This is a genomic window from Aquitalea sp. ASV11 (genome assembly GCF_016429185.1).
Lineage (GTDB): Bacteria > Pseudomonadota > Gammaproteobacteria > Burkholderiales > Chromobacteriaceae > Aquitalea > Aquitalea pelogenes.
This window is the reverse complement of record NZ_JAELUD010000002.1, coordinates 93042-114734: the sequence shown is the minus strand read 5'-3', so window position 1 is coordinate 114734 and position 21693 is coordinate 93042. Positions and strand designations below refer to the sequence as shown.

Annotated in this window: 22 protein-coding genes and 1 pseudogene; 14 read left to right on the top strand and 9 right to left on the bottom strand. The window is 55.8% G+C overall.

Going from position 1 to position 21693, the window contains the following annotated elements:
- Positions 1 to 7: 7 nt before the first annotated feature.
- The 8 genes from JHD62_RS01575 (at position 8) to JHD62_RS01540 (ending at position 6923) form a co-directional block, all read left to right on the top strand.
- Positions 8 to 823 carry a hypothetical protein gene (locus JHD62_RS01575; protein ID WP_199101490.1) on the top strand — a complete coding sequence of 272 codons (816 nt, stop codon included), beginning with the start codon at positions 8 to 10 and terminating at the stop codon, positions 821 to 823.
- Positions 820 to 1344, top strand: a complete 525-nt coding sequence (locus JHD62_RS01570; protein WP_199101489.1) for a phage tail assembly chaperone — start codon at positions 820 to 822, stop codon at positions 1342 to 1344. Before JHD62_RS01575 ends, JHD62_RS01570 begins: the two co-directional genes overlap by 4 nt.
- A complete protein-coding gene (locus JHD62_RS23030) occupies positions 1284 to 1688 on the top strand; it encodes a Com family DNA-binding transcriptional regulator (protein WP_370541008.1) in 405 nt (134 codons plus the stop codon). Before JHD62_RS01570 ends, JHD62_RS23030 begins: the two co-directional genes overlap by 61 nt.
- Positions 1660 to 2490 (top strand): DNA cytosine methyltransferase, encoded by an 831-nt coding sequence (locus tag JHD62_RS01560; protein ID WP_199101487.1) that lies wholly within the window; start codon positions 1660 to 1662, stop codon positions 2488 to 2490. Before JHD62_RS23030 ends, JHD62_RS01560 begins: the two co-directional genes overlap by 29 nt.
- 195 nt (positions 2491 to 2685) lie before the next feature.
- Positions 2686 to 4191 carry an ATP-dependent endonuclease gene (locus JHD62_RS01555; protein ID WP_199101486.1) on the top strand — a complete coding sequence of 502 codons (1506 nt, stop codon included), beginning with the start codon at positions 2686 to 2688 and terminating at the stop codon, positions 4189 to 4191.
- Complete coding sequence (locus tag JHD62_RS01550; protein WP_199101485.1) at positions 4170 to 4616, top strand: hypothetical protein; 447 nt, start codon at positions 4170 to 4172, stop codon at positions 4614 to 4616. The genes JHD62_RS01555 and JHD62_RS01550 overlap by 22 nt, the downstream gene beginning before the upstream one ends.
- Entirely contained in the window at positions 4613 to 6277 is a 1665-nt protein-coding gene (locus JHD62_RS01545; protein ID WP_199101484.1) for an ATP-dependent helicase, read from the top strand. The genes JHD62_RS01550 and JHD62_RS01545 overlap by 4 nt, the downstream gene beginning before the upstream one ends.
- A 406-nt stretch (positions 6278 to 6683) precedes the next feature.
- The gene (locus JHD62_RS01540; protein WP_199101483.1) at positions 6684 to 6923 is read left to right on the top strand and encodes a hypothetical protein; all 240 of its coding nucleotides are present in this window, start codon (positions 6684 to 6686) and stop codon (positions 6921 to 6923) included.
- Positions 6924 to 8393: 1470 nt separating this feature from the next.
- Here the strand turns inward: JHD62_RS01540 and JHD62_RS01535 are convergent.
- The 5 genes from JHD62_RS01535 to JHD62_RS01515 all read right to left on the bottom strand — a co-directional run bounded on the left by JHD62_RS01535 (position 8394) and on the right by JHD62_RS01515 (position 12400).
- Entirely contained in the window at positions 8394 to 8930 is a 537-nt protein-coding gene (locus JHD62_RS01535) for a GNAT family N-acetyltransferase (protein ID WP_199101482.1), read from the bottom strand.
- A gap of 310 nt (positions 8931 to 9240) precedes the next feature.
- Positions 9241 to 9978, bottom strand: a complete 738-nt coding sequence (locus tag JHD62_RS01530) for a metallophosphoesterase (protein WP_199101481.1) — start codon at positions 9976 to 9978, stop codon at positions 9241 to 9243.
- Positions 9979 to 10084: 106 nt separating this feature from the next.
- Positions 10085 to 10333 (bottom strand): hypothetical protein, encoded by a 249-nt coding sequence (locus JHD62_RS01525; protein WP_199101480.1) that lies wholly within the window; start codon positions 10331 to 10333, stop codon positions 10085 to 10087.
- A 169-nt stretch (positions 10334 to 10502) separates the two neighbouring features.
- Complete coding sequence (locus tag JHD62_RS01520; RefSeq protein WP_199101479.1) at positions 10503 to 11342, bottom strand: oxaloacetate decarboxylase; 840 nt, start codon at positions 11340 to 11342, stop codon at positions 10503 to 10505.
- A gap of 275 nt (positions 11343 to 11617) precedes the next feature.
- Entirely contained in the window at positions 11618 to 12400 is a 783-nt protein-coding gene (locus JHD62_RS01515) for a helix-turn-helix domain-containing protein (RefSeq protein ID WP_199101478.1), read from the bottom strand.
- 100 nt (positions 12401 to 12500) lie between these two features.
- Between JHD62_RS01515 and JHD62_RS01510 the strand changes: the two genes are divergently transcribed.
- On the top strand, positions 12501 to 13259 hold the full coding sequence (locus JHD62_RS01510; protein WP_199101477.1) for an alpha/beta fold hydrolase: 759 nt from the start codon (positions 12501 to 12503) through the stop codon (positions 13257 to 13259).
- A 3-nt stretch (positions 13260 to 13262) separates the two neighbouring features.
- On the opposite strand, the pseudogene JHD62_RS23025 reads toward JHD62_RS01510, so the two are convergent.
- A pseudogene (locus JHD62_RS23025) lies at positions 13263 to 13562 on the bottom strand (LysR substrate-binding domain-containing protein); the annotation flags it as partial.
- Positions 13563 to 14263: 701 nt separating this feature from the next.
- On the opposite strand from JHD62_RS23025, the gene JHD62_RS01500 reads away from it, so the two are divergent.
- The gene (locus JHD62_RS01500; RefSeq protein WP_199101475.1) at positions 14264 to 14968 is read left to right on the top strand and encodes a hypothetical protein; all 705 of its coding nucleotides are present in this window, start codon (positions 14264 to 14266) and stop codon (positions 14966 to 14968) included.
- 178 nt (positions 14969 to 15146) lie between these two features.
- Here JHD62_RS01500 and JHD62_RS01495 read toward each other — a convergent pair whose 3' ends face one another.
- The 3 genes from JHD62_RS01495 to JHD62_RS01485 all read right to left on the bottom strand — a co-directional run bounded on the left by JHD62_RS01495 (position 15147) and on the right by JHD62_RS01485 (position 17648).
- Entirely contained in the window at positions 15147 to 15986 is an 840-nt protein-coding gene (locus tag JHD62_RS01495; RefSeq protein WP_199101474.1) for a metal ABC transporter permease, read from the bottom strand.
- Positions 15979 to 16710, bottom strand: coding sequence for a metal ABC transporter ATP-binding protein (locus tag JHD62_RS01490; RefSeq protein ID WP_370541013.1), 732 nt, complete (start codon positions 16708 to 16710; stop codon positions 15979 to 15981). Before JHD62_RS01490 ends, JHD62_RS01495 begins: the two co-directional genes overlap by 8 nt.
- Before the next feature lie 62 nt (positions 16711 to 16772).
- Positions 16773 to 17648, bottom strand: coding sequence for a metal ABC transporter solute-binding protein (locus JHD62_RS01485; RefSeq protein WP_199101472.1), 876 nt, complete (start codon positions 17646 to 17648; stop codon positions 16773 to 16775).
- 157 nt (positions 17649 to 17805) lie between these two features.
- On the opposite strand from JHD62_RS01485, the gene JHD62_RS01480 reads away from it, so the two are divergent.
- From JHD62_RS01480 to zigA (JHD62_RS01465), 4 genes are all read left to right on the top strand, one after another.
- Positions 17806 to 18477 (top strand): DUF1826 domain-containing protein, encoded by a 672-nt coding sequence (locus JHD62_RS01480; protein WP_199101471.1) that lies wholly within the window; start codon positions 17806 to 17808, stop codon positions 18475 to 18477.
- A 34-nt stretch (positions 18478 to 18511) separates the two neighbouring features.
- Positions 18512 to 19723 (top strand): zinc metallochaperone GTPase ZigA, encoded by a 1212-nt coding sequence (zigA, locus tag JHD62_RS01475; protein WP_199101470.1) that lies wholly within the window; start codon positions 18512 to 18514, stop codon positions 19721 to 19723.
- Positions 19724 to 19992: 269 nt separating this feature from the next.
- Positions 19993 to 20397, top strand: a complete 405-nt coding sequence (locus JHD62_RS01470) for a Fur family transcriptional regulator (RefSeq protein WP_199101469.1) — start codon at positions 19993 to 19995, stop codon at positions 20395 to 20397.
- Positions 20398 to 20448: 51 nt separating this feature from the next.
- Complete coding sequence (gene zigA / locus JHD62_RS01465; RefSeq protein ID WP_233160494.1) at positions 20449 to 21666, top strand: zinc metallochaperone GTPase ZigA; 1218 nt, start codon at positions 20449 to 20451, stop codon at positions 21664 to 21666.
- Positions 21667 to 21693 lie beyond the last annotated feature (27 nt).

The window sequence follows — 21693 nt, the reverse complement described above, 5'->3', positions numbered from 1 at the left end:
CCACGCCATGCCCAAAACCTATCTCGACGGCAGGGAAATCAAGCGCTGGTGGCTGGACGGCCGCGAAGTCAGCCGCAGCTATCTGGATGGCCGCCTGGTGTTCCAGAAAGAAACCGTCATCCGCATCAGCGCCCACGACCACGGCGTCACAGCGCAGTCCGTACTTAACCGCATTCAGAATGCCTATGGCGGTGCGCCGCCAGCCGGGGCCTGCATCCGCTTTGTCATTGAATCCGGCATTCAGCTGGTGGCTGCCAATGTCGGCGAATGTTTCCAGCTGGACAGCAGCTGGTGGAACGGTGTGCTGGCCAGTTGCCAACTCATCATAGAAAACCACGGCTTCATTCTGGGTCGGGGTGGCCAGGGTGGCGATACCGGCGCCGGTTGGCAAAACGCCGGAGAGACCGGAGGCCCGGCCATCACCAGCCAGGGTGTGCCGCTGCTGGTGGCCAATTACGGCGTGATTGCCGGTGGTGGCGGTGGCTCCGGGGCCACCGGCTGGTATGACGGCGGCAGCGGCAACTACAACTCCACCGGCGGTGGCGGTGCACCTTTCGGATCGGGTGGGCCAAACAATAGCGGTAGTAATAACAAATGGTGGGGTAGTGCCGCCAGCTTCGACACGCCGGGCCGCAGTGGTGCCGGTAGCGGCGGTGATGTGCCGGGCGGCAACTGGGGCGAGCCAGGCGGTGACGGTCTGTTCAAAAAAGCAGGTGGCGCACGTAGCGCCGTGCCCGGTGGTGCAGCCGGGGCCGCCATCATTTGCAACAACGCCGCCTTTGGCTGGATCAAGCGCGGCGACATTCGAGGAACTACACCATGAACAGCCTGATTTTTGATGGCCACATCACCCGCCTGCAACGCGCAGGTGACACCTTCCACACCAAACAACAGCCAGTGCTCACCCCACGCCCGGCCACCAAAGATGGTACCGAACAGGGCCTGCCGCTGCGCATCCGCTACCTGCCCACCTCACCGGCCGACAAGTCGGTGTGTGAGCTGGATGACGCCGACTACACCTGGCAGCTGACCGCCCAGCAATGTGCCGAGCTGGATAGCTTCATTGCCGACTTCGACCCGGCCAATGCCATCGCCTGGCCAGCACCGCTGCCGCCAGATGAACAAGAACGGCTGACCCGTGCCGAACGCGACCGCCGTCTGCTGGCCACCGACTACCTGCTGATGCCGGACTACCCCATCAGCGCGGCCGACCTGGACGCGGTAAAGGCCTACCGCCAGCAGCTGCGGGACTTGAGCAATGCGCCAGACTGGCCACAGATTGAATGGCCAGCACTGGCTTTGACGGGAGAGGAGCAAGCGGCCACAACAAAACAAGCCGAGTAGAAATAGAGAGAGACAGCGACCGGATGGGTGCGTCAACACCCACCCGGCCAGCTGACCCGCAGAACGACCCTGCAAGTCACCCCAAGGCTGCCACTTTCTGCGCAGAAAGCCCGGACAGTCTAACGGTTAAACGGTCCTGGACCACCTTGCCGATGTCACTACCCGAAATCCGCTGCGGCCACTGCGGCCGCAAACTCGCCGAGGGCCACGTGCTGGTCCTCAGCATCAAATGCCCGCGCTGCCGGGCACACAATCATTTGAAGGCCGCCGAGCCTCCTGCCAGCGCGTCATCGCACGCCACTGCAAAGGAAGCACATGCATGGCCCACAACCCACCATCGGTAGCCTGTTCGCCGGTATCGGCGGCTTCGACATCGGCTTTGAAAACGCCGGTTTCACCACCGCCTGGCAAGTCGAAATCAACCCCGTCTGCCGCGCCGTCCTCGCCGACCGTTTCCCCCACGCTCCCCAGTTCGACGACGTGCGCACCGTCGGCAGCCACAACCTCAGCGCCGTTGACGTCCTGGTCGGCGGCTTTCCCTGCCAGGACCTCTCCACCATGGGAGCCCGGCAAGGCCTGGCCGGCCAGCGCTCTGGCCTGTTCTTTGAAGTCTGCCGCCTCGCCCGTGAGCTACAGCCTCGCTGGCTGGTCCTTGAAAACGTCACGGGGCTGCTCTCTTGCCGAGATGGCCAGGATTTCCAGACAGTCATTTCCACGCTTGCCGAATGCGGGTATCTGGGATGCTGGCGGGTGCTGGATGCTTCATGCTTCGGAGTCCCCACAAAACGCCGTCGCGTATTCATTATTGCCGGTCTTCACGAACAGCCCCCCATCGAGCTGCTGGCTGACGCCAGCCCAATGGCAACAGTTCCTGGCGCGCCGCCAGCGCAACAATCCGGGCTCAAGCCTTTCCCTACACTACTTGCCGGACAAGCCCCCAGCCAGATCCCTATCCATGGTGCAGGCCTCATTGCTCAAGCCGACGGATGGGATTCGATGGCTGACCGGGCCAGAGCGTCTGAGCATCATGGGCTTTGCCTCGGACTGGATGCGACCAACTTTGCAGAGGCTCAAGCTGCCGGCAACGCCGTTGTGCCGCAAGTCGTGGAATGGATCGCCCGGAAGCTGAGGGGGACTTATGTGTAGGGCAGGAGGGTAAGCAGGAGGAAGGGGGCGGAAGCCCCCTTCTGTTTGGCTGGATGTCGGCCAAAGCAGACATTTATGCTCTTATGCTAGCATGACTGGTGTCAGCTACAAGCTGTCACTCGGCGAGTTATCGACTGATGAAACCAGACGTTTCGACGCCACAATTTACTCGCTCACCCAAAGAGGCCAAGAGGCATGAAACTGCAGACGCTTCGCCTGTGTAACTTCCAATCTTTTGGTCTAGTGCCCACTGATATCTCGCTTGAAGAAATCACCTACCTGATCGGCCCTAATGGTTCTGGAAAGACGGCTGCGCTACAAGCTTTGTGTCGGTTATTTGCCTTCGATCCGTCACTGCGTCGGATTCTGCGCTCGGACTTCCATGTTCCCCTCGATGAAGAGGTTGCCCCTGATGAGCGATACCTCTGGATCGAGGCTGACTTTCTCTTTCCGGAACTCGCAGAAGATGAAGACAACTCGACTGTAGCTCCACACTTTGGCCATATGCGACTGGACGAACCCGATGGCATTCCTCGCGTGCGCTACCGCCTCAGCGCCACGATGGGTGTGGACGGCGATATCGAAGAAACCTTGGTGTACGTGTTGGACCTAAATGCCGATGGTTCGCCGCTCAGTACCGCACAGGTTCCAAGAGCCGAACGCAACCATATCCATGTTCATTACCTACCTGCACGACGCGACCCGGCCGACCATATCGCTTATGGCGCCAATGCGCTTCTGGGACGCATGTTCCGCGCCGTACACTGGGATAACGAGCGTGTCGCAATCAAGACGCTGACCGATCTGATTAGTGACAGCTTGGCAGCCAACCCCTCTGTCAATGCGTTCAGTGAGAGTCTGAAAACAACATGGGCCATCCTGCACAAAGGCAAGTTCTTCGCTGATCCCAAAATCACATTTATGTCCTCCGAGATTGAAGCCTTGTTGCGCCACATGTCGGTTTCATTTGCCCCTGGACACGATGAGAATCTAGTCGACTTTTCTCGGCTGAGCGATGGTCAGAAGTCGATGCTTTATCTGTCTCTCGTGCTATCGTCTCAGGCCATCGGGCGCGCAGTTCTTGCAGGCGAGGACGAGTCTTTTGACCCGGACAAGTTGCGCCCACCTATTTTTACGCTGATTGCAGTTGAGGAGCCTGAGAATAGCCTTTCTCCCCACTACTTGGGGCGAATCGTCAGTGCCTTGAATGTCATGGCGGAGAACGAGGATGCTCAAGCCCTCATCGCTACTCATGCGCCATCGATGCTGCGCCGAGTAACGCCTGAGCACATCCGCTATCTGCGGCTTACGGAGGCACGACTATCACGTATCACGCACATCCAGTTGCCCGAGGCGACCGATGAGGCGCACAAATTTGTACGTGAAGCGGTTCAGGCATTCCCCGAGATCTACTTCTCGCGTCTTGTTGTCTTGGGCGAAGGGGATAGCGAAGAGATCATGTTGCCACGCCTGCTTCAGGTCAAAGGTGTACCAGTCGATGAGTCCGCAGTCACAATAGCGCCACTGGGAGGCAGGCACGTCAATCACTTTTGGCGCCTACTTTCTGCACTGCAAATCCCGTACCTGACGCTGCTTGATTTGGATGTAGCCCGCTATCAAGCGGGGTGGGGCGAATCAAATATGTCAATGATCAACTTGCGAAATTTGAGCCGGCAAAGGTGCTTCCCGAAGATTGGATAATTGCAAAATGGAATGATGATAATGTGCCGTTGCGCACTCATCATTTCTTCAAATATGAAGACGGGCTAAAAAATGTATTCGAAAAACTTGAAGAAGGTGGCGTATTCTTCTCATTTCCGATGGACCTCGATTTTGCAATGCTTCTTGCCTATCCAATGGCCTACAACGTCGAGGAGGAAGCACCCGACGAGTCAACCATCAAAGCCGTTTTGGGCAAGAGTCACTTCGATTCATCCCAATACAGCAAAAAAGAACTTGAACTCTTCGGCACTTATCATCAACGCTTCAAACTTGGCAGCAAGCCAGCGGCGCACATCGATGCGTTGGCTCAGCTAAGCAACGAGGAGTTGCTTGAAAAAATGCCTGAGTCGCTTGGCAGACTGGCTGACGCCGTCATCGCCAAACTCGCCGAGCTGCCCGAGTGATTGCGGGCGATGCATGGCAGCCCGCGGATGGGCTGACGCTTGAACCCAATGCGCTGCGTGCAGCTAAGGCTCGGAAGCGCTGCCTCGCGCTCACGGCTGGACCAGGCGCCGGCAAGACCGAGATGCTTGCACAGCGGGCAGACTTTCTCTTACGCACAGGCACCTGCCGATATCCCAAGCGGATTTTGGCGATCTCATTCAAGGTAGATGCCAGCAAGAATCTGAAGGAACGTGTTCAGCGTAGATGCGGTTCAGACCTCGCCTCGCGTTTCGATAGTTACACCTTCCATGCGTTCGCCAAACGCATTATTGACCGATTTCGTCCCGTACTGACTGGCAAGGATGCTCTTGAAGCAGGCTACAAAATCGGCAATCAAAAGATCACTAACAAACAGATCGAGTTCAATGATCTCGTACCACTCGCGATCCAGATACTCAAGAAGTCGAAATTCGCCAGAAACGCTATCCGTCAGACCTACAGTGATGTCTTCCTCGACGAGTTTCAGGACTGCACGGGTCAGCAGTATGAGCTGGTAAAGATCGCCTTCCAAGGCACGCGCATTCGGCTTACAGCCGTCGGAGATACAAAGCAGAAAATCATGGGCTGGGCCGGCGCGCTGGATGGCATCTTCAAAACGTTTGCTGCAGACTTTTCTGCAGCACCGCTCAATATGTACCGCAACTTTCGCTCGAAGCCACGCCTGCTGCGCATGCAAAACGAGGTTATCAGAATGCTTGACCCTTCCTCTGTTATGCCCGAGGAACAGATCGTTGGTGATGACGGGGAGATTTTGGTCTGGAGCTTCGAAAATAGCCGCCAAGAGGCGGAATACTTGGCAAATCGGATAGTTGAGTGGGTTGGGGTCGAGCAGATTCCGCATTCAGAAATCGCCGTGCTAATAGCCAGGCAACCGGAACTGTATGCTGACCATCTCATGGCAGCTCTGGAAACCAGAGGCATCCCTTATCGTAATGAGCAGCAGATTCAGGACATCACAACAGAGCCAGCCGCGCGTTTGGTGGTCGATTACCTGTCCTGCATCTATGGCAAGCGCGAACCCGAAGCCTGGGTTCGGTTAATGAACCAACTGCTCCCTTTTGCCGATGATGAAATCCAAGCAAACGTTCGACGGGATTTCGACCGATTGATCAAGGCACAGCGCAAGAGTGCATTGCTCCTTCAGTCGATTGATGAACCCTCGTCTGGGTGGTGGGAGTCGGTGCGAGGTTTTTTGAAGAAAATACCCATCGAAACTCTTGTGGCACTTTCTTCTGATTATGAATCGACTGATCGGCTTAGAAATGTTGTTCGAGACACAAAAGCACACATCGAAGAGTTGCTCAAACTCGAACCAGACTTGCCCAAAGCCCTTGAGCGCTTTTCGGACGATCAGTCGGTACGTATCCTGACTATTCACAAGAGCAAGGGCTTGGAGTTCGACTCAGTCATCATCCTTGGCGTCGAAAATCAAACCTTTTGGGGTAAAGCCGACGAAGAACGTTGCGTATTTTTTGTCGGGGTGTCACGCGCTAAAAGGCGCCTTGTACTTACCCATGCAACTCAACGTGAGCGGCCTGTTGGACATACCAAACGCTGGGATGTTGTCCGCGATGCACAGAGCGAATATTTAGGCTATGCCATTCCGTTAGTAAGCCAGTAACAATCCACCGTTGGCAGTATTTCAGCAAGCCATCTCGATACCAAGGGGAGCCAAACCAGACTGGTTGGTTAGGATAAAAGTAGCCATTTTCTTTTTGGAGCATGAATGGCTGCTAAAGCTGACGACCTGATACAGTGGCTACTTGGCTGGCAGCAGATCGGCCTAAACGGTCGGCCAAAGCAGCAACCGGGAAAGTCAACTTAAGGCTGGACGCACTCGGTCGATCTTCTCCGGCTTGTGACGGCTTTGTTGCCCCCTGGCGACATTCAAAAGCTACCGCCCTGCCGGCTTGGGCATCTGCTACTGTCATTCACGGCGCAGAATTCTGTATCCTGAAGATCTCAACCGATTAACTGCGCGCAGGGTATCTTTGCCCCTGACATCGGGGAGATTTGGAGAAGGCACGATGACATATCACGATTTTCCGCGTGCTGAGCGCTCGCAAGTTACAGGCATCAAGGCCGACTCGCTTACTGCAGCCCACAAGCTGGCGATGGTCGGCAATGACGGTGAAGTCTATGCGGTTCCATTGTTCGATCTGATGCTGAATCCAGCGAACGGGACAATCAGTTTTCGGTGCAAATGGGCCGGTGGAATGACCCGAATTGCCAATCTTTCTGATCGCATCGAAGTCGTGCGCACCTAACGGGAAGGATATGAACGAAAATCGTGAGGCGATCTCTAAGGATCGCTTTGTCGCTGCACAGTGGTTGCGGCAGTCAGCCGGGGGCTTTCTGACGTGGTCACGTGCTTCAGGTGAGGCGCAAAGCAGAGCGTCTACGATGGGCGAAGCCATTGCCCGTGTGGTACACCCATCGTGGTATTCCCACACACCGGGTGCGGTAGCACGAAGTCTTCCTGAATCTCTCAGAAATTGCGACTCGCTGTCCTTTTCTCAGATATCTGAGGCCGTTGCTTACGCAGGTTTGCATCTGCTAGACCGGTATGGGCGCGTAATGCAGGTACTAGAATACCTAATGCAGATCGGCAGGCTTCCACTTAGAAAGGCAGGCCTCAAGGTCTTAGAGGTTGGCTCCGGGCCTGCTCCTGCGCTCTATGCTGCTCATGACTTCTATTCCATGCTTCGAAACTGGCCTGGCCGAGGCAGTACTCGGATTGCAGGCGTCGCGTATGCGGATTCCTTAGAGCGTGGTGAGGCCTGGGACCCAATCCTTCACCACATCTCGGAGCATTTGTTGGTGATTCGAGGGGATATCCAAGGTGCAAGCGGACTACCTTTTCGGCGTGCTATTGGTGACTTCTCCGGCTTCGACACTCAGCGACGACACCACGAGGCAATTGCTCACCACGCCAGACGGCTTCTCTGCGACTTTGCTTCTGCTGACGAGCCCATCTCGCTAAAGACGGCATTCGGAATGGCATATCAGGACGGTGGGGGAGTCCCGTCAGCGTATGACTTAGTCTTCGTGTGCAACTTCTTGACGCAACGATCAATGACGCATCACTTCAATGAGGAGCTGCAAAGGCTAGCTCGCGCGCTGACGCCCGGGGGCGTGCTAGTAGTGATGGGCGCAACGGGCAAGCAATATCCTGCAATCTACGAAGAGGTGCGTCACATCGCTTCGGTAGCTCGGCTGACAGACATTAGCCCAGCCGACGTTTTTGATGCGAACCGCAGCCCATATTTGCAACTCGTGAGTGAACACACGCGAGCCAACGTTGCGGCAGCACTCTCCGAGTGTACTGACGAAGAACGACATGATGTCTGTTCGAGGCTACCGGAGGACCTCTGGAACCAGGCCGTTAATTTTGTGCTCCCTAAATACCAAGTACTTGTCTTCACTATGCAGAAGAGGCCTTGATCGGGGGGGATATCTTGATGACTTCACTGCCAGGCGATGACAGATCAACGACCGCCAGCAGTCCTTTCTCCCGTCCGCCACGATTGGCCGCAACCGCTGCTCAGCAGTCGTTCACGTAATACAACTTCACCGTCCGCTTGGCCGAACTGCCGCCTACCAGGCCTCGCTACGGGCTGTTAGTCGGCCTAAGCGGACGCTCGTCCTTTCAACAATGAATGGCCGCTGTTACATCAGAAAGAAGCCATCGAAGTAGCTAGCTAACCAGGGGCAATTCAAACGTTGTCAACTCTGCGTCATCCGGTAAGTTCAATAATTCGTTCCATCAGCAGACCTGGCCAGCCATCAACGTTGAATGGAGCAATGCATGTATAACCACAGGATTCATAAAAGCGAATCAGGTTGCCACTCCCTCCGCCATAACAATCAACCCGTAAGCGGTTCAGACCGGAAAGTCTGGCCTGGTCATCAGCAAATGCCATCAGTCGTCGACCAATCCCACGCACGCTTGAGCGGCGTGAAGCAATAAGTAGTCGCACGTAAACTTCAGGCTCATCAGCAGCGGGTACATAAGGCATGGCATCCCCCAGTACTAACGCAGCACATATTGAGCCATCTTTATTCTCTGCAACCCATGCACCAGGCAGTGAACATGCCTCAGTAATCTGTGCAATTCGTTGTGGTTGATTTGACCAAGGCTCCGTACCCCATTGCTTCGGATTGTTGATCTCAATAAACCAAGCGATGCATTCATCGAAAATACCTAACAAGCCCGGTGCATCCACCTTGCTTGCAGGACGAATTTTTATCCCATCAGGTTCTGTACTCGTCATGAGATGTTTTTTGTTCCGTTTCAAAATAGGTATTAATAAGCAGTACGCTCACTTACCTGGAGCATCGTGCTTAGTGGCCAGCGGTTGAATGATCGCAATCATGCTAGCATGATGCCATTTTCATTGACTAAGCCGAGTGGTGAGAGTGTCTGAAATTTTATGTAAACCAGCAATTGCTCACCGCCCAATCGATAGGCGGCGTCGGCCGAACGGCTGCCGGCCAAGCTGAAGGACTGTCAGTCGGTCGGCCAAAGCAGTTTGTGAGATTAGCTGGTAATAACGACCGCTTTACACAGAATTTCGGGCACGCTCACCGAACATAACCTGTTTTAAGCGGATGAACCCAATCTATACGATCATTTTGTGCTGCAAGTTCAGCAGCTGCATCCCAATCGTATTCGATAGCCAGCAACTGCGATGACCAGCCAGTAGTGCTTCGTTCAACGATGGCATAGCGTGCATGTGGCGAGCCCGTTTCCATGCGATGCAGATATGGATGTTCGTCTTCATATGCCTGCAAGCCAACACTACCTGGGTTGACGATGAGTCGGCCATCATCCAGCCTGACCGAGCGCGGTAGGTGAGTATGGCCGCAGAGAATCAAGGATGCATCAAAGTGTGCAAGCCGCTGCGCCACTTCATGTTTCATTGCAGAGCGACAACCAGACGCAGTAACCACTTCCAGCAGATAGGCCAAGTCACTATCTGGCGTGCCATGCACCATCAGTACATCATCAAACAGGCGTAGGGATTCCGGTAGACCGGCCAACCAATGCGTGTGCTTGGGCTGTAGCAGCGAATGGGCCATTTTGTCGGATGGGCCCATTCGGGTAGGGTCTCCGGCAAGTACTTGCCTTTCGTGATTACCTCGAATCGTCGGGAGGCCAAGCGGAATCAAGCGGTCTGCCGTTTCCACAGGTTGCAGCGCGCCTGACAGGATATCGCCAAGGTTTACGATGAGATCGATATCTCGTTGGGCAATGTCATGCAATATGGCGTCAAGTGCGCCAAGATTGCCGTGGATATCAGATAAAACTGCAATTCTCATTGAGTGATTCCGAATAAATGCTCAGCCAACGCAGAAGTTGGTCGCTCTTTGTGTAACCGTCTAATCGCGTGCTTTCGACCCGAAGCGGAAACAATCGAATACCCAATTAGAATTCTTGAAAGGGTGGCTCTATCTCCCCAAGCTCCCAGGTTTTCAACACTACTAACTGCTTTGATGCATCAACATGATATGCGACGAAAAATCCTTCCCATAGCTGGCTTTTAACCCACTGCATCCCCATTGCCGCGTCAACAGGTGTCCAGCCTGGAATGTGAAAAGAAAACTCAAATTCTTGCTCGCCTAACTCTTGTTTGAGTCTTGCGAGAAAATTTTCAGTTTCATCGCGCGTCGCCATATGCGTGCATTCTCGCTGTAGTAAATGACCAACAATATCGGTCCTGATTTTTCGGTAATCAACAGGGAGCGCCGACAACGGCCGTTATTGGCCGATATGAGTCAACGTATACGTATTGATGCGATTAAATTGAATTCCACCCCGGCCATCATTCTAAATTCTTATATCTTCAAGACCAGCCGGGAGATTCCACCATCAGTGTGTTTGTTTCATCAAAGGAAATAGATTTGTTGGCAAATGAGAACGTGCCATCCTCAATAATCTCTCTTGCTGCGTTGATCACTCCGCTCAACGCAGCGCGGCTAAGCGATGAGCCAAGGCTGACACGTTTGACTCCGAGAGCGGTTAGCTGCTCCATGGTGTAGGGATACCCACGCAGCCCCATTACCACATTGACCGGCTTGGTCACGGCGGAGCATACCTCGCGGATGGCTTCGGCATCGGGTAGGCCGGGGGCAAACAAAACATCAGCTCCTGCGGCTTCGTAGGCTTGTAAGCGGCGGATCGTCTCATCGAGATCCGGTTTGCCGTGCAGAAAGTTCTCTGCACGTGCCACTAATACAAATGGAAACGGCAGCTTGCGGGCCGACTCTGCCGCAGCGGCAATACGCTCTACCGACAAAGAGAAATCATAAATGGGATGTTCTTTTTGTCCGGTTGCATCTTCAATCGAACCACCAACCAGTCCGCATTCGGCAGCCAGATGGATTGTTTCTGCCACCACTTCTGGTGCATCTCCAAAACCATTTTCCAAATCGGCTGCTACAGGTAAATCCGTTGCTGCGACAATCAGCTGCGCATTGGCTAGGGTTTCAGTACGAGTGAGGGCGCCTTCGGCATCGCGTCTACCCAAGCTGAAGGCCAAACCTGCACTGGTTGTGGCCAAGGCTTCGAATCCCAACGATGCCAGGATACGAGCAGTGCCAGCATCCCATGGATTGGGAATGACAAACGCCTTCGCGCGCTGATGCAAGGCTTGAAAGCGTATTGCTTTATCGAGCTGATTCATTCGGGGACTCCCAATCAAACAGATGAAAACTCTATTTGAAATGCATGGCGTGGTGATACTGTTCTAGAAAGGGCGGCTTTGCCGAATTTTGGATGTATGCACTGCACATCTGGAACAGCCACTCCTAGCCGCCAGTGGCCATGATATCACATTGTCATTATCGACTACATTGGCCAAACTGCCGCAGAACTAGTCGGCGCGCACCAGGCTGTTGGTTGAAGTTGCCTGTCGACCTGGAGGAGAGTCCTGGTCGGCTTGCACATGGTTTTGCAGCATCAGTTGGCTTGCATTCTGACGTAAGCCTGCGGACTCACCCCAACTGTTTTGCGGAACAGGGCCGTGAATGCGGATGGGCTGCCATAGCCCAGCTCCAGCGCCACGGTAGTCACACTTTGCCCTCCCTCAAGCCGCCTGATGGCGGCCAGCAAACAGGCCTGCTGCCGCCATTGCATGTAACTGATGCCAGTTTCCTTCCTGAAAAACCGGGTAAAAGTGCTACGGCTCATGGCCATGCGCGCGGCCATGGCATCGGTATCCATCTGCAGTGTTGGGGCTGCCAATAGTGACCTGCACAACGCGGCAAGGCCTTCATCCATTGGCAACGGGGCATGCAAGGGCAACACGGTGGCCATCGATATCTCGGTGAGCAACAATCCCATCAGGTGATGGCTACGGCCCTCCATCGGGTACACCAAGGGGAGTTCAACCGCCTGCAGCAATAGTTGGTTCAGCAATGGACTGACCGCACACACCTGGCAGTGCGTGGCCAGGCCAACCCTGTCTGCTGCATCCACACTCACAAAGGTGTTGAGCATGACAACAGGCCCCAGCATCTGCATTTCGTGTTCGACACCCGCAGGCACCCACACAGCTCGCCCTGGCGGAACCAGCCAATGCCCGAAACGGGTCATCACACTGACGGCACCCTGCTGGGCATAAGCCAGCTGCCCTCGCCGGTGGCGGTGAGCCGGATAGCGGCTGCCCGCAGCAAATGCGCGCTCAATCACCACGACATCGCGGGGCACATCGCCCAGTAATTCAAGTTCGGCATCTCTCATGCCCCAAACTCTATGACATTTGACCTAGCAGCGAAAGCAGGTCAAACAGCTTGCGCTTACCCTGTGTGCTTTACACCATGCACTTTACACAGGGGGAATAATGCCGAACTCGTATCATCGCGTGGGAAATGGTTCACACCATGTCATCGTTCTGCATGGCTGGTTTGGTGACCGCCATTCGTTTGCACCACTGGAAGACTTGCTGGATCAACATGCATTCAGCTATCTGTTCATGGACTATCGCGGTTATGGCGACATGCGAGACAGCAAAGGTAACTTCACTATTGATGAAATTGCCCATGATGCTTTGGCACTGGCCGACACGCTGCAACTTGACCGCTTCAGCCTGGTGGGTCACTCAATGGGAGGAATGGCAATCGAGCGCATAGCCAGCCTGCAAGCGCAGCGGGTGATATCGATGGTGGGGATTGCCCCGGTTCCCTGCGGCGGTGTCACGCTGGACGATTTGGCCATCAGTCAGCTACACGCCGCAGCAAGCAGTACCGAGAAGCGCCTCGCCATCATTGACCGCAGCACAGGGCATCGCTTACCCCGAAAGTGGCTGGAATGGAAAGCGGCCTACTCATGGCAGCACGCCACCCAGCAAGCCTTCGCGGCATACCTGGCAGCCTGGCTGTACACCGACTTCAGCCATGAAATAACAGGCAAGGCCATCCCATTCAAACTGATTACCGGAGCACACGACCCGGTGTTCAACCGTGCATTGATGCAAGCCGCCACCATGCAACGCTACCCAAATGCCAGCCACGAAGAACTAGCCAATGCAGGCCATTATCCGATGAATGAAACACCGCTAGCGCTGCTGGGCAGCATGGAAGCGTTTTTGCAGCAGGCATAAAGTTTAGATGCTAAACGTACTGACCAAGGTGTCGATAAAGCTCCGTACTTTTGCCGTTGGTTTGCGGTGGGAAGGGTAGAGCACATGCATGGGCCTGGAAGGGCCCATGTAGTCGGGGAGAACCTGGATCAGCCGTCCTGCATCGATTTCAGGTACCAGTACGTCTGCGGGGCCCAGCATAATGCCAAAGCCTTCTGTTGCCGCATGCAGCAAGGCTTTCCAGTTATCGCTGCGCAAGCGGCCCTTGATTTTAACCTCATGGGTAGAACTGTTCCTGGTGAAGGCCCAGCGGCATGGCATGGCATGGCCGGTCTGTAAACAGAACCGGCCATATTTTTTGAAGGACTAACCGACCGCTTTGGCCGACCAACAGCCGGTGAGGTAACTTGGTTGTCGGCATTTCGGCCAAAGCGGCCTTTCCTCAGGTAGATGGGTACGGCTGGTTTACACAGAATTTCGGACATGCCCCTTTCTGGACCACCGCCAAATCGTACAACTAAGGGCTACAACTTATATGCTACCGTCGCTGTGAACATGGTACAAGGCGACTGCTCCGCAACGCGGGGTAGTCGTCAAACCCGTACATACCGGATATGTGTTCGCACCAGGCTTTCCCTTCATCACGACGCCTGCTTTGCTGACTGCCAAGCCGATATCCGCGCCGCCCATGCGCCTGCAAGGCCATGGCATGTCCGGTTCCAGCACCCCTCCCATCCGCCCGCTCCCAAGGGCATGCCTCGATAGGCTGACTCACCTTGCCAGCCGGCAACAGACCGACTTACTGCAAACTATCATTCAAATATCAATATTTTACGTATGAATCTGTCACAAAAAGCTGACGGCAAAACCTGCTTAAATCATTAGCAGCAACAAGAATCAATTAATGATATGTAAAAACAATAAAAAGAGTTTCTGTTATTTCATGATCTACTATAATCATCAGACATATCGTTAAAGCACCGTCCCGTCCTTTTCAGCCATCACCCGCTTACCAAGGAATTGACATGTCCAAACTGGCTTTTATTGGCACACTGATCGGAGCAGTCAGTCTCCCCAGCGTAGCTGCCGCGTTGAATGAAACCGACAATGTGACCATCAGCCAGGTACACAGGGTCGTAGCTGATTCGCTGCTGAACGGCCAGATTATTCAGCATTGTCAGCATAATCATCCTGAAAAAGCCTACCAGGCCATGCTTGGGAAGGAAGCCTTGCTGACAGAAAAAACCCTGGAGACACTGGCAGACAGCCTGCGCGACCATCAACAGTTCAAACAGGCTAGCCAGGTATATGCGTTGCTGGGTGAGCGTAATGGAAGCATCACCGCCAAAGCACAAGCTTCCATGAGCCTGGCCGATGCTGGTGATGTTGCAAACGCCTTGAGCATGCTTGACCAGGCACAGCCGTCCACCTTGAGTGACTCCCGCGATCTGACACGTGCCCATGCTTACATTCTCATGCAGCAAGCCGATTCGACGCGCACGCTGGATTACATCCAGCAAGGTCTGCGCCGCCTGAATAATGATGGTGTTTTGCTGCAACTGAAGCATGAAGTGCTGGCAAAAATGGGGCTGGAGACCATGACGGCAAGCGATGATCAGAACCTTCAATCAGTCCGCCAGGTGCAGATTGCCAACGGTACTTACCAACCTGTCCATCAAAGCAGTGGCATTTGTCTGTGTCAGCTTTGCCGTCCGGGACGTTTCTCCTGACGCAGTGATAACAAGCAACAAGCCCTGACAATGTCAGGGCTTGTTTTACATAGCGCAAGCGCCCATCAGCAATACTGCCATGCAACACACTTCACTCCACCGTTGCGGCGGGCCAGTGTCCGACCATCACGGGCAGCATCCTAAATGCAGCAACCAGCCGCAGATGATGCTGATCAAATCAGGCCGCCTGGCCTGCCCCACCCCCAGCCGATGGTGGCAGCCGGCGGCGGTTGCCCGGCATGCGCAGTACGGTAACCACCAAGTAAGCACTGCCACTGAGCGCCGAGATCCAGAAGCTGCTAGGCCAATCCGTATAGAACGCCAGGGTAATGCCCAGCCATGCTTCGGCCAGTGCCAGCAGCGCTGCCAGCAACACCCCGCTACCCAGGTGTGAAGTCAGCTTTTGCGCAGTTGCCGCAGGCCCTACCATCAGCGTGAATACCAGCAAGACGCCAACAATCTGGATACATTCCGCCGTGGTCAAGGCAACAATGGCCAGAAACAGCATGGACACCTGCCGCAGGGAAACGCCTTTGGCCTCTGCCAGCTCGGGTTGCAAACTGGCAAATACCAGGGGACGGGCCATGATGGCCAGCAACAGCAGGCAAGCCATGCCCAGCCATGCCAATGTCCACAGCGTTTCGGTATTCACCCCGAGGACGTTGCCAAACAGCAAGGCAGTGGCTTGTGTGGCATAGGCAGTAAAGAAATGAAGAAACAGCATCCCCAGTCCCAAAGCCAGTGACAGGATGGTGCCAATCACAATATCACTGCCCTGCAGGCGCTCACCCAGTGCCCCCATGGAGACACCACCGAGCAAGGTGACCCAGATCAGCCCCCACATGGGCGACAAGCCAAGCAGCGCTGCGCCAGTTGCACCGGCGAAACCAACGTGTGACAAGGCATGGCCGGCAAAGGTCTGCCCGCGCATGACCAGAAAGAACCCCACTACCCCGGCCAGCACGGACACCAGGCCGCCAGCAATGAAGGCGTTCTGCATGAAATCGAATTCAAGCATGGTGACAGTGCTCCTCTTTTTCCACTTCGACGTCCCCAGCCATCACGAAAATGCGGTTTTTCATGCGAATCACATCAATGGTGGAACCATACAAGCGCGATAACACCGGCGTGGTAATCACCTCGTCCACCTTGCCCAGCGCCGCCTGACCCCGTCCCAGATACAAAACCTGATCGATGGCACCAAGCAGCGGATTGAGCTCATGCGCGCTGAAGATCACGGTAATGCCCAGCTCTTGCTGTACCTGTTTCACCAGCGTCACCACCCCATGCTGGTGGTGCGGGTCCAGACTGATCAAGGGTTCATCCAGCAGCAGCAAGCGTGGCCGGCCCAGCAAGGCTTGCGCCAGCAACAGCCGCTGCCGCTCGCCCCCCGACGTTTCCATGAGCGGGCGCCGTGCCAGCTCGGTGGCCCCCACCATGTCGAGCGCCCAGTGCACTTCCTGGCGCGCGGCGCGGCTCAGGATAGGCAGTCCCCAGCGGTGGCCATTGCAGGCACTGGCGACAAAGTCCCAGCCACGCAAACGCATATTGCCGGCCAGGCTACGCAGCTGCGGGATATACCCTACCGCAGCATTACCGCGCGAGGCGGGCTCACCCAGTACCTGGATGCTGCCGCTGGCGGGTTGAATCAGGCCGAGTACCGTGCGCATCAGCGTGGTCTTGCCCGCCCCGTTGGGGCCGAGCATGCCAATGAACAGCCCTTGGCCAATATCCAGACTCACGTCCGACAAGACCGCTCTTCCAGCGCAAGAGACGGTCACCTGTTGTAAGGAAAGTGCCTGCATCACTTGCCGGACGACAAAGCCTGATTCAGCGCGTTCAACTGGCCGAGCATCCAGTCCTGATAATGCTTGCCGGTCGGTGCGGTCTCGGTAACGCCCACCACGGGAACCTTGGCTTCCTTGGCAATCTTCTGCACACGCTTGGCCGATTGGTCCGAAGCCTGGCTGTTGTAGAACAGCACTTTTACCTTGTGGGTTTTCAGGTCGTTTTCGAAGGCGGCAACATCACTGGCACTGGGCTCGGTGCTATTCATGACGGCCAACTGGAATTTCTCATTACGCATCTTGAAGCCAAGCGCGCTTGCCATATAACCGAAAACAGGCTCGGTGGCGGTTACCGGTGTGCCGGCGTATTTGTCGTGTATCGATTTTACTTTGCTGTTGAGCACCTGCAGCGAATCCAGGAAGCGCTTCAGGTTCTGTTGGTATTCGGCCTTGTTGGACGGATCAGCAGCCTCCAGCTCCACTGCAATCGCTTTCGCCACCAGCGGCATGGTGGCCGGGTCGTACCACAGGTGCGGGTTATCACCGGTTTTCTTTTGCATCAATTGACCCGCAACGATTTCCTTGCGGCCGGGTGCTTTGGCGGCTGACAGCAGCTTGGCCATCCACGGGTCGTAATCGATGCCGTTGTATACCACCAGTTTGGCTGCACTCAGGGCCTTGGCTGTTGATGCACTGGCTTCGAACAGGTGTGGGTCCTGATCCGGATTGCTCAGAATGCTGGTGACATGCACATGTTTGCCGCCAACTTGCTGGGCAACATCACCATAAAAATTTTCGCCGGCCACAACGTTGATCGGCAGGCCGGATGCCTGGGCAAGCAGCGGTGCGCAGGCCAGGGCCAGGAGTGAAGCAAGGCGGGTGATGCGATTCATGACTATTCTCACTTTCCGGTGTTATGTTATAACGCTTTGTCGATTTTATGTAATGATATAACATTGTGCAAACTATTTTTACGCCCGCCTCCCCCCGCCTGGCAGAACATGAAAGCCACTGACGGCGGCGGGCAGCGCGATGACAAGGACACCCACGATGACTGTCGCCCTCAACCCAACACCCTGCGCGACACCACCTACAAGGTCACTGTTCGAAGCAAGCCGACTGACCGACCTGGTGCACATTTTCGACGAAGACATACAGCTTTGCCTGTATCCACGCAGCCCGATAGAACCCATCACCCGCTACTTTGCCGCAGCAGGCGAGCAAGGCTTGCTCGGGCTGGGATTCCGACTGGTGGCCACCCCCGGCCAGGCACTGGATATTCCGGGCCTGGCCGCCCTGCCCGGACGTGACGCCCTACTGCAGGACATGGCTTATCTGCTTGATATCTATGCCGAGTTGATTGGCTGTCCGCAGGTTGGCATACGTCTTGAAGTGCTCGACCGCGCCATGTGCCCGCGCTTTCATGTCGACCGGACAGGTGTGCGCATGCTGTGCACCTACTACGGCCAGGGTACCGAATGGCTAAGCGAAGACGCCGCCGACCGCAGCAAGCTCGGCCGCCTGGCTCAGGGCATGCCGGATGAGACTTCCGGACTTATCCGTAACCCCAAGGCCATCCGGCAGGCTCCGCCCTTTGCCCTGCTTCTGCTCAAGGGAACGCAATGGCAGGGCAATGATGGCCGTGGCGCGATTCATCGCTCACCGGCACCGGACCCACTTCAGCCATGCCGCGTGCTACTGGCGCTGGACGCCATTTGGTAGCCCGCCACCCAATTTGAACTCCCAAGGAACAACCATGCAAAAACTCCCTGTCACCGTGCTGTCCGGCTTTCTTGGCGCCGGCAAAACCACCCTGCTCAATCACATCCTCAACAACCGTGAAGGCAAGCGGGTTGCCGTCATCGTCAACGACATGTCGGAAGTCAATATCGACGCCCGCCTGGTGCGCGAGGGTGGCGCCGCCTTGTCGCGTGCCGAAGAAAAACTGGTCGAGATGAGCAATGGCTGCATTTGCTGCACCTTGCGCGAGGACCTGCTGATTGAAATTGGCCGACTGGCACGCACTGGCCGTTTTGACTATCTGCTGATTGAATCGACCGGCATTGCCGAACCGTTGCCAGTGGCAGAAACCTTCACCTTCCGCGATGACGACGGGGCAAGCCTGTCGGATATTGCCCGGCTGGACACCATGGTGACGGTGGTCGATGCACACAATTTTTTGCGCGATTACAGTTGCCGCGACCAACTGACTGACCGTGGCGAAAGCCTGGGCGAAGAAGACGATCGCGCCGTGGTGGATTTGCTGATTGAGCAAGTGGAATTTTGTGACGTCATCGTGCTGAACAAAACCGATCTGGTCAGCCCACAAGAGCTGGACCGCCTCGACGGCATTCTGCGCTCACTCAATCCGCACGCCGACATCGTGCACAGTGCGTTTGGCACAGTACCCCTCACGCGCGTGCTCAATACCGGTCGCTTCGATTTCGACAAGGCATCAGAGGCCGCCGGATGGCTGGCCGAGTTGCGTGGCGAGCATGTACCGGAGAGCGAGGAATACGGCATCAGCAGTTTCGTCTACCGTGCCCGCCGGCCATTCCATCCACAACGGCTATGGGACTGGTTTGCCTGCCAATGGCCGGGGGTGATACGTTCGAAAGGCTATTTCTGGTTGGCCAACCGGCCGGATTTTGCCGGCAGTTGGTCTCAGGCGGGTGCCATCTCGCGTCATTCCTGTGCCGGCCTGTGGTGGGCAGCGGTCGCCCGGGAAGACTGGCCGGACGACCCGGAAAGTCTGGCAATGATTGAGGCGCGCTGGGCAGCACCCTGGGGCGACCGCCAGCAGGAACTGGTGCTGATCGGCATGAAGATGGACCAAGCCGCACTGATTGCCGGGTTTGACGCCTGCCTGATGACCGATGCCGAACTGGCAGCCACGGAAAAAAGCTGCTCCGGCCTGGCTGATCCTTTCCCTAGCTGGGCGTTAAATCCGGAAGAAAGCGTAGCCTGAGACAAGGGGAAAATCTTCATCGATGCTGAAAATGCCCTCATGCTCATGGTAATCGCGTTCCGGCAAGGCACCATGCTTGCCGGAATACGCGGAATGCTAGAGAGCATGCCACCGATCAGCCGAAAATTAAGCACCTAACCCTGACCGATCCAAACTGGATTGACTGAGACTCCATACGTTTTGTTTGCATACTTAATTTGTTTTTTGTTATGTTATAACATAATTTTTCTACCTCAGCACAGCACCCACCCGCTCGACAGGAGAGCTCCGTGCAACTGACTACCAACCAGCAACGCGTCCTGGCTGTGCTGCAACAAGCCAATGGTCCGCTCACGGCTTACGCTTTGCTAGACCGGCTGCGCGAACAAGGATTCAAGGCTCCCGCACAGGTGTACCGCGCTCTGGAACGCCTTGCCGAACATGACCTGGTACACCGCCTGGAGAGCCTGAATGCCTATGTTTCATGTGCACATCCGGGTTGTTGCCAGCATGACTTCAGAGCCTTTGCAATCTGCGACAGCTGCGGACATGTTGATGAATTTGCTGACCTGGAGCTGCAGCGTTGCCTTGCCAACTGGGTAAAGAACAATGCCTTCACCTTGCACAAATCCATCATTGAACTGCATGGCGAATGCACAACATGCCACGCAGCCCGCGTCGTGGAAGGGCGCTGAGCGCCATCGCCAATATCTGCCACAAAGCACGCTTTCTTTCGGGACTTCATCATGAGTAGCCTATCTCCAATGTCACCTCAGAGCACCAGACTTCCTGTCACTGTCCTGTCCGGCTTTCTTGGTGCTGGCAAGACCACTTTGCTCAACCACATCCTCAACAATCGTGAAGGACGGCGTGTCGCGGTCATCGTCAACGATATGAGCGAGGTCAACATTGATGCCGCCTTGGTACGTGATGGCGGCGCCGAGCTGTCACGCACCGACGAGAAGCTGGTGGAGATGAGTAACGGTTGTATCTGCTGCACCTTGCGTGAGGATCTGCTGGTGGAGGTGGATCGCCTCGCCAAGGAAGGCCGCTTCGACCAGTTAGTCATCGAATCCACCGGAATTTCCGAACCCTTGCCCGTAGCCGAGACCTTCACCTTCGAGGGTGAGGACGGACGCTGTCTGGGTGAAGTGGCCCGGCTCGACACGATGGTGACGGTGGTTGATGCCTTCAATTTCCTGCGCGACTACAGCTCGCGGGACAGTATCCGCTCGCGTGGCGAATCACTTGGTGAGCAGGATGAGCGCACGGTGGTGGACTTGCTGATCGACCAGATTGAGTTCTGCGATGTGATCGTGATCAACAAGACTGACCTGATCAGCGACGAGGAGCGCGAGAGGTTGCTGGCGATCCTGCGCAGCCTTAACCCGCGCGCACGCATCGAGGTGGCTGCCTTCGGCAAGGTGCCGCTCGATCGCGTGCTGGATACAGGCTTGTTCGACTTTGACGAAGCCTCCAAGGCTCCCGGCTGGTTGCAAGAACTGCGTGGCACACATACCCCGGAAACAGAGGAATACGGCATCCGCAGTTTCATCTATCGCGCGCGTCGTCCGTTTCATCCGCAACGCTTCTTCGACTGGGTGGAAAACGAATGGCCCGGCGTGGTGCGCTCCAAGGGTTTCTTCTGGCTTGCTGCTCATCCGACACTGGCAGGCAACTGGTCGCAAGCCGGCGCGGTAGCACGACACGGCCCTGCCGGCTACTGGTGGGCCGCCGTGCCTCCCGAACACTGGCCGGATGACCCGGAATTCCTTGCCCATATCCGCGAGAAATGGGAGGACCGCGTGGGCGATGCCCGCCAGGAACTGGTGCTGATTGGCATAGACATGGATGAGGCTGCCTTGCGTGCCCGTTTTGATGCCTGTCTGCTGACTGACGAAGAAATGGCCCAGGGCCCCAAGGCATGGACAACCTGGCATAACCCTTTCCCCGATTGGCCCTGATTGGGCCGTACACCCCATGCCCTGAAA